The organism is Actinoplanes sp. GCM10030250, from assembly GCF_042666575.1.
Classification (GTDB): domain Bacteria; phylum Actinomycetota; class Actinomycetes; order Mycobacteriales; family Micromonosporaceae; genus Actinoplanes.
On the sequence record NZ_JBHTDO010000034.1, the window covers coordinates 24,504 to 36,155 of the forward strand.

The 11,652-nt window shown below is 69.4% G+C and carries 12 protein-coding genes; 7 read left to right on the forward strand and 5 right to left on the reverse strand.

Features of this window, described 5'->3' with window-relative positions; genetic code table 11:
- Positions 1-6 precede the first annotated feature (6 nt).
- Positions 7-339, reverse strand: coding sequence for a hypothetical protein (locus tag ACFQV6_RS33620; RefSeq protein ID WP_378031683.1), 333 nt, complete (start codon positions 337-339; stop codon positions 7-9).
- A gap of 42 nt (positions 340-381) precedes the next feature.
- Here ACFQV6_RS33620 and ACFQV6_RS33625 point away from each other — a divergent pair, with 42 nt between their 5' ends.
- On the forward strand, positions 382-666 hold the full coding sequence (locus ACFQV6_RS33625) for a GNAT family N-acetyltransferase (protein WP_378031684.1): 285 nt from the start codon (positions 382-384) through the stop codon (positions 664-666).
- A 33-nt stretch (positions 667-699) separates the two neighbouring features.
- Here ACFQV6_RS33625 and ACFQV6_RS33630 read toward each other — a convergent pair whose 3' ends face one another.
- On the reverse strand, positions 700-2,289 hold the full coding sequence (locus tag ACFQV6_RS33630; RefSeq protein WP_378031685.1) for a glycoside hydrolase family 3 protein: 1,590 nt from the start codon (positions 2,287-2,289) through the stop codon (positions 700-702).
- A gap of 139 nt (positions 2,290-2,428) precedes the next feature.
- On the opposite strand from ACFQV6_RS33630, the gene ACFQV6_RS33635 reads away from it, so the two are divergent.
- The 3 genes from ACFQV6_RS33635 to ACFQV6_RS33645 are packed head-to-tail and all read left to right on the forward strand — an operon-like array spanning position 2,429 to position 5,172.
- Positions 2,429-2,557 (forward strand): hypothetical protein, encoded by a 129-nt coding sequence (locus ACFQV6_RS33635; protein WP_378031686.1) that lies wholly within the window; start codon positions 2,429-2,431, stop codon positions 2,555-2,557.
- A gap of 16 nt (positions 2,558-2,573) precedes the next feature.
- On the forward strand, positions 2,574-3,524 hold the full coding sequence (locus ACFQV6_RS33640) for a TIGR03557 family F420-dependent LLM class oxidoreductase (RefSeq protein ID WP_378031687.1): 951 nt from the start codon (positions 2,574-2,576) through the stop codon (positions 3,522-3,524).
- 10 nt (positions 3,525-3,534) lie between these two features.
- Positions 3,535-5,172 carry a RecQ family ATP-dependent DNA helicase gene (locus ACFQV6_RS33645; protein WP_378031688.1) on the forward strand — a complete coding sequence of 546 codons (1,638 nt, stop codon included), beginning with the start codon at positions 3,535-3,537 and terminating at the stop codon, positions 5,170-5,172.
- Positions 5,173-5,181: 9 nt separating this feature from the next.
- Here ACFQV6_RS33645 and ACFQV6_RS33650 read toward each other — a convergent pair whose 3' ends face one another.
- Both ACFQV6_RS33650 and ACFQV6_RS33655 read right to left on the reverse strand, forming a co-directional pair.
- Positions 5,182-6,630 (reverse strand): ATP-binding protein, encoded by a 1,449-nt coding sequence (locus tag ACFQV6_RS33650; protein WP_378031689.1) that lies wholly within the window; start codon positions 6,628-6,630, stop codon positions 5,182-5,184.
- A 74-nt stretch (positions 6,631-6,704) separates the two neighbouring features.
- Positions 6,705-7,076: a MerR family transcriptional regulator gene (locus ACFQV6_RS33655; protein WP_378031690.1), complete on the reverse strand. Its 372-nt coding sequence runs from the start codon at positions 7,074-7,076 to the stop codon at positions 6,705-6,707.
- 111 nt (positions 7,077-7,187) lie between these two features.
- Here ACFQV6_RS33655 and ACFQV6_RS33660 point away from each other — a divergent pair, with 111 nt between their 5' ends.
- Together ACFQV6_RS33660 and ACFQV6_RS33665 are read left to right on the forward strand one after the other, a co-directional pair.
- A complete protein-coding gene (locus ACFQV6_RS33660; protein WP_378031691.1) occupies positions 7,188-7,898 on the forward strand; it encodes an SDR family oxidoreductase in 711 nt (236 codons plus the stop codon).
- Between the two features lie 97 nt (positions 7,899-7,995).
- Complete coding sequence (locus ACFQV6_RS33665) at positions 7,996-9,339, forward strand: vanadium-dependent haloperoxidase (protein ID WP_378031692.1); 1,344 nt, start codon at positions 7,996-7,998, stop codon at positions 9,337-9,339.
- A 73-nt stretch (positions 9,340-9,412) separates the two neighbouring features.
- Here the strand turns inward: ACFQV6_RS33665 and ACFQV6_RS33670 are convergent, their stop codons facing one another.
- A complete protein-coding gene (locus ACFQV6_RS33670) occupies positions 9,413-10,840 on the reverse strand; it encodes an LVIVD repeat-containing protein (RefSeq protein ID WP_378031693.1) in 1,428 nt (475 codons plus the stop codon).
- A 138-nt stretch (positions 10,841-10,978) separates the two neighbouring features.
- Between ACFQV6_RS33670 and ACFQV6_RS33675 the strand changes: the two genes are divergently transcribed.
- Positions 10,979-11,650 (forward strand): DUF305 domain-containing protein, encoded by a 672-nt coding sequence (locus tag ACFQV6_RS33675; protein WP_378031694.1) that lies wholly within the window; start codon positions 10,979-10,981, stop codon positions 11,648-11,650.
- Positions 11,651-11,652: the final 2 nt, after the last annotated feature.

Consider the following 11,652-nt stretch of genomic DNA (forward strand, 5'->3'; position numbering starts at 1 on the left):
CAAACGTCACTGGCCTTTGGAGACCTCGATCTGGATCTCGTCCGCCGTCACGTTCTCCAGCTGGACCTGCAGTCCGGCCACATCGACGGCCTGCTGGCCCTTGGTCAGCTGGATCTGCTCGCCGGCCACGTCGAGGGTTACCGTGTTCTCGTCGGCGCTGATGAATTTCGCCTCGACGCCGAGAACGCTCACGCTGGCGTTCGTCTCGCGGGCGATGGCGACGGTGCATTGATCGAGTCCACAACTCACGCCCTCACCGCATCCGGTGAGCAGCGCGAGGCCGAAGGCGGCGGAGGCGAGGGCGGCGACGACACGGCGGCGGGGCTGGGAGATCAACACCCATGCAACGGTACGCGGTACCGACAACCCTATGGTGGATGAGTGAGCGACTATGTGGTTCAGGACAATGCCGCGGAGCACCGATTCGAGCTGATCGTGGACGGTGAGGTGGGCGCGCTCGCCTCGTACCGGGAGCGCGACGGAGCCCTCGTCATCATGCACACCGAGACGGCGCCGGAGATGCGCGGCCGCGGGCTCGCCGGGGAACTGGCCCGGCAGACCCTGGACCAGCTCCGTGACCGGGGCAGCCGGGTGGTCCCGTCCTGCCCGTTCTTCTCCCACTACATCGCCGAGCACCCGGAGTACGCGGACCTCGTCGCCCGCTGAGGTTCAGGCGGCTCTTCTTAACGCGGCTCTTCGTTACGCGGCGACGGGCTGCGGCGCGGGTTCCTGGACGTCGACGCCGGCGATGATCTCGGCGGCGGCCAGGCCCAGTGCCCGGGTCGCGCCGAAGGTGGCGATGTGCACGCCGCCGAGCACGGTGACCGGAATGCCCATCTCGACGACGATCGCGTCGGGGCGCAGCTCCAGCACCCGGGTCAGCGCCTCGGCGATCCACGGGTGCCGGTGCACGTCACGGACCACCAGGACGAGCGGGCGCCCGGCGGCGCCGGCCAGCACCGGCTCGGCCGCGTCCGGCAAGCCGGTCAGATCGTCGGCCGTCAGCCGGCTCGACGTGGTGCCGGGCAGCAGGTCGGCCAGCGGCGCGCCGAGTCCCCACGGGGTCTCGCTGCCGATCGCGATGTTGCGCGGCGGGGCGAACTCGACGACGTGCGGTACCCCGGTGACCGGCAGCGCCGGCGCGCCGGCCGCGAGGGTCACCTTGACCGCGCGCCGGGCCGCCGCGAAGCCGACGGCCGAGCCGCGGGGCGCTCCGGGCGAGGCCAGGACGGCCACCTCCGGTTCGGCGGCGGCGTCGGCGATGGCGCGGGCACCGGTCTCGGTCTGCCGGCGGGTGGTCCAGGTGGCGAGCCGGTGGACCCGGGCGACGGCGTCCCGCAGGCGCTCCTCGGAGAGCTCACCGTTGCGTACGGCGGCCACGATGGCGTCGCGCAGGCTGATCGCGGTCTGCTCGTCGGCGTGGTCACCGCCGACACAGATGGCGTCGACACCCGCGGCGAGGGCGCGGACGGAGGCACCGGCCAGGCCGTACCGGCGGCGGACGCCCTGCATCTCGATGCCGTCGGTGACGATCAGGCCGTCGAAGCCCAGTTCCTCGCGGAGCAGGCCGGTCAGGATGCGGCGGCTCAGCGTGGCGGGCAGTTCGGCGTCGTACGCCGGGACGAGCAGGTGACCGGTCATCACCGACTGCGCGCCGGCCGCGATCGCCGCCCGGAACGGCACCATCTCGCAGGCCGCCAGCTCCTCGACGGTGCGGGCGATCACCGGCACGTCGTGGTGCGAGTCGACGCTGGTGTCGCCGTGGCCCGGGAAGTGCTTGGCGCAGCCGGCCACGCCGGAGGACTGGAGTCCGCGGATGAAGGCAGCGGTGTGGCGGGCGGCGAGCTGGGCTTCGGCGCCGAATGCCCGTACGCCGATGACCGGGTTGTCGGGGTTGTTGTTGACGTCCGCGTCCGGTGCGTAGTCGAGCGTGATGCCGGCGTCGGCCAGCTCCCGGCCCAGGTCGCGGGCGACGATCTCGGTCAGCTCCGGGTCGTCGATCGCGCCGAGTGCCAGGTTGCCCGGCCGTGAGCTGCCGTGGCGGGACTCGAAGCGGGTGACGTCACCGGCCTCCTCGTCGATCGCCACGATCACGTCGGGGTTCTCGGCGCGCAGCTGTGCGGTCAGCGCGGCCACCTGGGCCGGCGACTCCACGTTGCGGGCGAACAGGGCCACACCGCCCAGACCCGTACCGAGCCACCGGCGGACCCAGTCCGGTGCGGAGGTGCCGACGAATCCGGGCTGCAGAACCGCAGCCGCGAGCTCCGGCAGATCGCCGTGAATGGACATGCGCCCCCGTACCTCCGATGCATTCACGAACGCCTATGTGAACGTTCTCCACCGTTCGGGGACCTATGCTCACACCCAGGCCGAGATTAGTCAACAAACCTTTCTATTAGCGGCGGCTGACACTCGGTACGATGCGGGGGTGCCGCCCACCCCCCTTGCGGAAGCCACCGTCGACTGGTCAGAGGTGCACGCCGTCCGACTCCTCGGCGTCGCCCTCGCCCTCCTGTTCCTGCTCTGGGCCATCCGCCGCATGTTCGGAGGCAAATAGGGGTAACCGGGCGGCCATGCGTATCGGATACTTCCTGTCGAGCGAGGAGTACTCTCCCGCCGAACTTCTCGAGCAGGCCAAGGGCGCCGAGCGTGCCGGGTTTCAGGGTCTGTGGATCTCCGACCACTACCACCCGTGGGTGGACGCCCAGGGGCAGAGCGCCTTCGTCTGGTCGATGATCGGTGCGCTCAGCCAGGCCACCGGTTTGGAGATCACCACGGCGGTGACCTGCCCGACCGTACGCATCCACCCGGCCGTGATCGCCCAGGCCGCCGCCACCAGCGCGGTGCTGACCGGTGGCCGTTTCCGGCTCGGCGTCGGCACCGGCGAGGCACTCAACGAGCACATCTTCGGCGACGCCTGGCCGGAGGCGGAGATCCGGCTGGAGATGCTCGAGGAGTCCATCGAGATCATGCGGGGCCTCTGGGAGGGTGGCAACTACTCCCACCACGGCAAGCACTACACCGTGGAGAACGCCCGGATCTACACGCTGCCCGAGCAGCCGATCGAGATCCACGTGTCCGGTTTCGGCCCCAAGGCCGTGGACCTCGCCGGCCGGATCGGCGACGGCTACGTCAGCGTGATGCCCGACGGCGACATGGTCCGCCAGTACCGGGAGGCCGGTGGCGCCGGCAAGCCGGTGCAGGGCGGGTTCAAGGCCGCCTTCGCGGACACCGCCGAAGCGGGGCGGCGGATCGCGTACGAAAAATGGCCCAACGCCGGCGTGCCCGGCGAACTCTCCCAGGTTCTCCCCTCGCCCAAGCATTTCGAGCAGGCCTCGCAGCTGGTCACCGAGGAGATGATCGGCGAGAGTTTCGTTTGCGGCAACGACCCCCGGCCGCACCTCGAAATGATCCAGAAGTACGCCGACGCAGGCTTCGACGAGGTCTACGTCGCCAACTCCGGCCCCCACTACCAGGGCCTGTTCGACATGTACGCCCGCGAGATCCTCCCCAAGATCGGATAGCCTCCCCTCGATGAAGCTCCCCATCTACGGTCCCCGCCTGCGCAGGACCGCCCGCAAGCACTTCGGCTGGCCCTCGCTGCGCCCCGGGCAGTTCAAGCCGATGCGCGCCGTACTGCGCCGCAAGGACGCCCTCGTGGTGCTGCCGACCGGCGCCGGCAAGTCGGCGATCTATCAGATCCCGGCCGTGCTGCTGCCCGGCCCCACAGTGGTGATCTCGCCGCTGCTCGCCCTCCAGCAGGACCAGATCGCCGCCCTCAACGAGCGCGGCGACTCGAAGATCCGCGCGGTCCGGGTGAGCTCCGCGGAGACGCCGAACCAGCAGCGTGAGGCGATCGAGGCGATCCGGAGCGGTGAGGCCGAGTTCCTCTTCATCACGCCGGAGCAACTCAGCGACCCCGACCGGCAGGCCGAGGTCCGCTCACTCAAGCCCGGCCTGGTCGCCGTCGACGAGGCGCACTGCATCTCCGCCTGGGGCCACGACTTCCGCCCGGACTATCTGGCACTCGGGGAGATGATCAAGGCGATCGGCCGCCCGCCGGTGCTCGCCCTGACGGCCACCGCCTCCCCGCCGGTGCGCGACGACATCATCGCCCGGCTGCGCCTGAAGAACCCCGAGATCCACGTGTCCGGGCTGGACCGGCGCAACCTGTTCCTCGAGGTCGCCTACTGCCCCGACGAGGCGTACCGGTGGCGGCGGCTGACCGCCATGCTCGACGAGGCGGAACGCCCCGGCATCATCTACGTCGCCACCCGGCGGGCCGCCGAGGAACTCTCCGAGAAACTCACCCAGGCCGGCTATCCGGCCGCGTACTACCACGGCGGCATGGCGGCCGGCCTGCGCGAACAGCGCCACGAGGAGTTCACCGCCGACAAGGTCGACATCATGGTGGCGACGTCCGCCTTCGGCATGGGCATCGACAAGGCGAACATCCGCTGGGTCGCCCACGTCGCCCTGCCCGACTCCCCCGACAGCTACTTCCAGGAGATCGGCCGCGCCGGCCGCGACGGCGAACCGGGCCGCGCGCTGCTGCTGTGGCGCTCCGAGGACGAGGCCATCCAGCGCTTCTTCAGCGGCGGCTCACCGGACGTCGAGGAGCTGACCGCCCTGGCCGGCGCGCTCCACAAGGGACCGCAGTCGAAAGCCGCACTGCAGAAGGAGACCGGCCTCGGCCCGCGCAAACTGGGCCAGTTCCTGGGGCTGCTCGAACAGGTGGGCGCGGTACGCACCGGTGCGGGCAACAAGCTGTCGGTCCCGGCACGCGCGCCCCTCCCGGCCGCGGCAGCCGAGGCCGCGATCGAGGAGTACGAGCGGCAGCAGGTTGTCGTCCGCTCGCGTACCGACATGATGCGCGGGTTCGCCCAGTCCCGGCAGTGCCGCACCGAGACCCTGCTCGCCTACTTCGGCGAGGACCAGAAGAAGCCGTGCGGCCACTGCGACAACTGCGCCGACGGCAGCGCCCAGGCCGTCGACGAGGCCGAGCAGGAGGGCCCGTTCCCGGTGCACTCGCGGGTCACCCACGGCGAGTGGGGCAGCGGCATGGTGATGAACTACGAGGAGGAGCGGATGACCGTCCTCTTCGACTCCGTCGGCTACAAGACCCTGTCCGTCCCGGTGGTCGTCGAGCAGCAACTCCTGGCCGCCGAGTGACCGACCGCTTCAGACCGGCCAGGCCCGGACGATGTCGTCGGGTCCCCAGATCACGTCCGCGGCGCCGGCCGGAAGGTCGGCTCCCGAGCGGCTGACGACGACCAAGCCGCTGGTCCCGGGCTCGAATCCCGGGATCATCGGTGCGTCGCGGCGCAGCTCCTCGAGGTGGTGCCGGTCGAACGGGCCGTCCTGCCACTTGATGGACCCGGCGAACGCGATGCGCGAAGCGATGGGGGCCCGGTCGGCTCCGACCAGATCGATCTCCGGTTGGGCCTGCCGGTTCCACCAGCCGCCGACCTCCCACGTGTCGGTCCACGGCAGCTCCCCGGCACCGGCAGCGATGGCCAGTGCGTCACGGATGATCGGCTCGACAGCGTTACCGCGCCAGGAGGACCACCGTGCCTCCAGCGTGGCGCGGGCCGCTGCCATCCGGTCACGCAGCACCAACTGATGCACATCACGGAGCACGGCCAGGTACAGGCGCAGGTTGCTGTCGGCGATCCGGTACTGGGCCAGTTTGCTGGGCCTGGTGGACAGCGGTTTGTCGACGGCCAGGATTTGCTTCTCCTCGACGAGCCGGGTGAGCAACGGGGACAGGGTGCCGGAACTGACCGGCCCGCCGCGGTCGCCGGCGGCCGCGGCGATGTTGCTGAACGTGCGGCTGCCGGCACCGCCGACCGCTTCCAGGATGCGCCGGGAAGTGTCCGGGGCGGGGAACTCCGATGCCAGGGACTGTTCGGGGACGGTGAACAACGCCGACGTCTTGTTGGTGATCTCCTGGCGCAGGAAATCGGCGGGGGTGGTCCCCCGGGACCACTCCAGGGCGATACCGGGCAATCCGCCGGTGATCAGATGCGCATCGATCGCGTCCGCCCCGCTCAAACCGGTCACGGCGGCGGTCTCCGCGAGATTGAACGGGCCGAGGACCATGTTGGTGGCCCTGCCGTAGAACGGCCGGTCGTACTCGGTGAATCGCCGCATCATGTGCAGATCGCTGCCGAGCAGCAGCAGCAGGACAGGCTTGCCGGCCAGGAGCCGGTCCCAGGCGACCTGCAGATGCCCGTCGAAAGTCGCGTCCTGCTCGGAGATCCAGGGCAATTCGTCGAGTACGACGATGCTCGGCGTATCGGGTAGGACTCCGGCGAGAACGCGGAGCATGTCCCCCCATCCCCCGGACGGCGGCTGGGACGGCAATAGGTCACGACCGGCGGGGGTGAGCAGCGACGAATCGCGCAGGGCGCCGAAGAAGTAGCTGACCGCTTCGGTGCTCGACGCGCCTTTGACCGCGGTGTAGAAGCAGTAGGGCAGCTCGACGCGGTCGCACAGTTCCTGAACGAGCCGCGACTTGCCGACCTGCCGCCGCCCACGGATCGCCACCGAACGGCCCTCGCCGGAACTCCGCATGCGCTCCAGGTGCTGCAGGAGCAGGTCGAGTTCATTACGCCGCCCGACGAACATCGACGCCTCCGAAGCTAGATGCGATCTAACTTCGGAGCAGTCTACCTATCGGCAGCGACATTCGTGATCGGCTCTCAGAGTGAACAGGTGGGCGCGGCCTCGGTCAGGGTCTCGGCGGTGGCCGCGATCACGGCGTCCATCCGGTCTCGGGCTTCGGTCATCGCGGTGATCTGCTCCTGGAGGCGTTCGCGTTCCCGGGCCAGGTGATCGAGCATGGCGGTGCTGGCTCGGCCGGTGTAGACGCAGGGCAGCAGTTGGCGGATGCTCTTGCTGCTCAGCCCGGCAGCGTAGAGCAACTGGATGAACTTCACCCGCTCGATCGCGCTGTCGGCGTACTGGCGCTGCCCGCTGGGGCTGCGCTCGGATTCGAGCAGCTGCTGCTCCTCGTAGTACCGCAGGGCGCGCACGCTCACGCCGGCCCCTTCGGCGACAGCTCCGATCCGCACTGCTCCTCCTCGTGTTCGAGGTCACTCTTGCCTCTGACGTTAACGTCAGGTTTTAGCGTAGCCGGTGTGAGGACACCGCGTCGCTCACGAGTTGCGGAAGGAATGTGCATCGTGAAGATCGCCGGTTCTGTCGTTCTCGTCACCGGAGCCAACCGCGGGATGGGCCGTCACTACGTCGAGCAGTTGCTGGAGCGCGGTGCGGCCAAGGTGTACGCCACCGCCCGCCGGCCGGAAAGCGTCGATCTTCCCGGCGCCGAGGTCCTGGCACTGGACGTCACCGATCCGGAATCGGTCCGGGCCGCAGCCGCGGCGGCTCCGGACGTGACCTTCGTGGTCAACAACGCGGGGATCAGCACCGGCCACAATCTGATCACCGGTGACCTGGCCGTGATCCGTCGCGAACTGGAGACCAACTTCTTCGGTCCCCTGATGGTGGTCCGGGAGTTCGCCCCCGTGCTGGCCGCCAACGGCGGCGGCGCCGTCCTGAACATGCTGTCGGCGCTGTCGTGGTTCTCCTCCGACGGCGCCAACAGCTACAGCGTGGCCAAGGCTGCCGAGTGGAGCATGACCAACGGCATCCGGCTCGAGCTGATCGGCCAGGGCACGTACGTCGCCGGAGTGCACATCGGACTGGTGGACACGGACATGGCGGCCGGCCTCGACCTGCCCAAGTCCGCTCCGGCCGACATCGTGCGCATCGCCCTCGACGGCATCGAGGCCGGGTTGATCGAGATCGTGGCCGACGACTGGAGTGCCCACGTGAAGGCGTCCCTGTCGGCGGATCCGGCCCTCTTCTACCCGCAGACAGTTCCGGCGGCCTGAGCGGTGGTTGCCGACCGCACGTTGGCACTCACGGGTTGCGACACTTCTTTATAGTGATGCATGTCAATGAAGCGGCACGCACTGAATCGGGGGCTCCATGCTGCGCCGTCTTGGCATCGTCATCCTGTCCGCAATCCTCACCCTTGGTGGCCTGTTCGCCGCGCCGTCGCCGGCGCGGGCGGCGGAGAGCACGCCGGCCACCGTCTACTACTGGAACGACACTCTTCTGGAGCTTTTCCGGCGGTCGCCGGGTGCGGCTCCGGGGCCGCTGTCGCGCGCCGGCGCGATGTTGCACGCCGGGCTGTTCGATGTGATCAACACCGGGTGGTGGGCGCACCGCAACTGGCTCGGCACCGGGTACAACAGCAACTACTATTCGGGCTGGCGACTGTTCGACGCGACGATCGACGACGATCTGGCGGCCGGCATCTTCGCCCACGACATGCTCATCGAGCTGTTCCCGGCCGAGCAGGCCTATGTCGCCCAGCGGTTCGCCGACCGGCACGGTACGACCGACGAGCACTTCGCCCGGCGGCTCGCCAACCGGACCTTCGACGCGATCATGGCGACCCGGGCCACCGATCGGTCCACAGCGGACCCTGGTTACACCCCGGACGGCGTGGCCGGGTCGTGGCGGCCCACCGGCAACCCGGCGTGCACCGCGGTGACGCCGCACTGGGGTCAGGTGGTGCCGTTCACCATGTCGTCCGGCTCGGACTACCGGCCGGCGCTGCCGGGACGGGTCACCACCTACGCCGCTCTGCTGCGCAACTCCACCTACACCTCACAGCTCACCGAGGTGCGCAACCTCGGGCGGCGGGACTCGACGACGCGTACCGCCGCGCAGACGGCTACCGCCCACTTCTGGAACAACGACGCCGCCGGTAGCTACCGGACGCCGGGGCAACTGCTCGCGCACACGCAGGCGGTCGCCCAGCGGGCCTCGTTCAGCGGTGACGGCATGCGGGTCAGCCGGCTCTTCGCGATGGTCGCGCAGGCGCTCGGCGACGCGGCGATCGCGGCCTGGGACGCGAAATATCTCACCGCGGTCGACGTGTGGCGGCCGGAGACGGCGATCCAGCTGCATGCCACCAGCCCGGATGCCGCGTGGCGGCCGCTCGTCACGACACCGTGCTCACCGGCGCACGTCTCGGCAAACGCCACCCTCGCCGCCGCGTGGTCGGGGGCGGCGCAGTTCGTCGTCGGGAGCAACTCGTTCAGCTTCACCGCCGGCACGGAGGATCCGCAGGCGGCCGGCGCCACCCGCGCCTTCACGTCGTTCACCCAGGCGGCGAGTGAGAACGCGGTCAGCCGGGTCTACGCCGGGGTGAACTTCCGGTTCGCCACCGCCAACGGCCTGACCCTCGGTTACGACGTCGCCGACCGGGTCACCGGGACCCGGATGTTCAACCTGGTCGCACCCGGCGGCCCGGAGGGCTGACAAACGCCATCGGCCCGGGTCCACGTGTGTGGGCCCGGGCCGATGTCAGACAGTCAGTTCATCACCGGCGACATCACCAGCGACGGAAGTTGTCCTGCGTCTGTGCGTTGAACTGCCAGGTGCGCTGCCGCTCGGCGTTGCCGATACGGCGGTCGCTCACCTTCAGGACGTCCAGGCCCTTCTGGATGTCGTTGGAGTAGATGTGGCCGTTGTACCAGTACGCCGACCACGATCCGCCGAGGATCAGCTCGGTGGCGCTGACCGGTCCGCGTTCCCAGTACCCGATCTCCTTGGGCTTGCGGGAGTCGGTGAAGTCCCACACCGAGATGCCACCCTGGTACCAGGCCTGCACCATGATGTCGCGGCCCTTGACCGGGATCAGCGAGCCGTTGTGCGCCACGCAGTTCTCGGTCGCGGCGTTCTCCCGCGGGATCTTGAAGTAGCTGCGGAACTCGAGCTTGAGCTTCTTGCCCTTGCCCTTGATGTCGTAGATCGCGTCGGCGCCCAGCTTCGGGCCGATCGTGGGGTTACAGGTGGCCCGGCCGCCGCCGCCCAGCTCGTCGGTGAAGACGACCTTGGTGGCGTCGTTGTTGAAGGTAGCCGAGTGCCAGAACGCGAAGTTCTCGACGTCGCGGACCGTGGTGATCACCTTCGGTGCGGCGGGCTTGCTGATGTCGAACAGCACGCCGTCACCCATGCAGGCACCGGCCGCGATGTTCTTCTGCGGGTACGCGGTGATGTCGTGGCAGCCCGCGGTCGCGCTCTGCCCACCGGTACCACCCGGGTAGCCACCGTCCGGGAAGAGCACCGGCTCGGAGACGACCGCCGCGGCGGCCGGGTTGCGCAGCGGCACCCGCACGATCGAGATCTTGTCGTGCGGCGCCACACACTCCGGCGGGTTCCGGTAGATGTCGTACGACGACACGTACACGTACACCGACTTGTCCCAGCCCTTGCCCGGAACCAGCGTCTGGGTGTGCGAGCCGCAGTCGGTCTTCACCGAGGAGACGTACTTCGGGCTCCGCGGGTTGCTGATGTCGAAGACCTTGATGCCTTCCCAGCGGTTCTCCACCGGGGCCGGCGCCGCTGTCGACTCGCAGGAGTCGTCGCTGCGCGGCGAGTCGGTGCCCAGGAACAGCAGGTTGCCGTAGACCGAGACGTCGTTCTGCGAGCCCGGGCAGAGCACGACGGCGGCCTGCTCCGGGTTCCGCGGGTTGCGGATGTCGTAAACGGTGAAGCCGTTGTAGTTGCCGCTGAACGCGTACCGGCCCTGGAAGGCCAGGTCCGAGTTGTACGAGGTCTGCGCGGCGAACACGTCGGGCTTGGGATCGTTGGCGATCTGCTTGATGTTCGAGCTGGAGACGATCTCGTCGACTCCGGGAATCGGCGCTGCCTCCGCCTGCGCCGCGCTCGCCGGGGCGACGACGACGCTCGTCATGAGCACGGCCGCACCGAGATAGACAAAGCGCTTGAGCCGCCCTCGTGGGGCAGTTCGGTTCATGGAGCTCCCTCCGGCTGAGGAGGTACCGTGGCACACCGCGCGATGACACGGATGCGCACAGTACGAATGACGTTCGTCGTTACCATAGTCGTCGATGCGAGGTCCCGGTGATCTCGAATGACACCGGGAGGCCGCACGATGACCCGACAGCGCTCGTGGATGCTCGCCGCGGCGGCGGCAGTGCTGCTCGGCGCCGGCGGGATCCTGCTGGTCACACGCTCCGGCGAGAGCCCGGCGCCGATCGCCGCCACGGCAACGGCCACGCCGAGCACCTCGCAGGTCCCGGTGATCCTGCCGGGAAAGCCGGGCGAGTCAGCGGGCGTGGCCGCCCCGGGTGTGCGCGCGCAGGAGGGCACCGGGCACAACAGCATCGACATCACGTTCGCCCAGATGATGATCGCCCACCACCAGCAGGCGGTGGAGATGGCCGGCCTGGCGCCGGGGCGGGCCGCCAACACGCAGCTGCGGTCCCTGGCCGCCCGGATGGCCACCACCCAGCAGCCGGAGATCGAGTTCCTGCGTGACTGGCTGAGCAGCCGCGGCCGGCCGGAGAGCGACCCGGCCCACGATCACTCCACCATGCCGGGGATGCAGTCCGCGGCCGCGATCGCCGGGCTGACCGGGGCCACCGGGGCCGACTTCGACCGCCGGTTCGTCGCGATGATGTCCGACCACCACCGTGGTGCCGTGCAGATGGCGTCCGACGTGCTCAACGGCGGGATCGACAGGCAGCTCTCGGAGTTCGCCAACGAGATGGCCGTCGAGCAGAGCGCCGAGATCAACCGGATGGCTGACCTCGGCGTCTCCTGACT

What these genes read in the sequence shown, in the direction of transcription:
- ACFQV6_RS33630 (WP_378031685.1), bottom strand. Translation starts at nt 2,289, where the DNA reads ATGTCCATTCACGGCGATCTGCCGGAGCTCGCGGCTGCGGTTCTGCAG.
- ACFQV6_RS33640 (WP_378031687.1), top strand. Translation starts at nt 2,574, where the DNA reads ATGCGTATCGGATACTTCCTGTCGAGCGAGGAGTACTCTCCCGCCGAA.
- ACFQV6_RS33645 (WP_378031688.1), top strand. Translation starts at nt 3,535, where the DNA reads ATGAAGCTCCCCATCTACGGTCCCCGCCTGCGCAGGACCGCCCGCAAG.
- ACFQV6_RS33650 (WP_378031689.1), bottom strand. Translation starts at nt 6,630, where the DNA reads ATGTTCGTCGGGCGGCGTAATGAACTCGACCTGCTCCTGCAGCACCTG.
- ACFQV6_RS33665 (WP_378031692.1), top strand. Translation starts at nt 7,996, where the DNA reads ATGCTGCGCCGTCTTGGCATCGTCATCCTGTCCGCAATCCTCACCCTT.
- ACFQV6_RS33670 (WP_378031693.1), bottom strand. Translation starts at nt 10,840, where the DNA reads ATGAACCGAACTGCCCCACGAGGGCGGCTCAAGCGCTTTGTCTATCTC.
- ACFQV6_RS33675 (WP_378031694.1), top strand. Translation starts at nt 10,979, where the DNA reads ATGACCCGACAGCGCTCGTGGATGCTCGCCGCGGCGGCGGCAGTGCTG.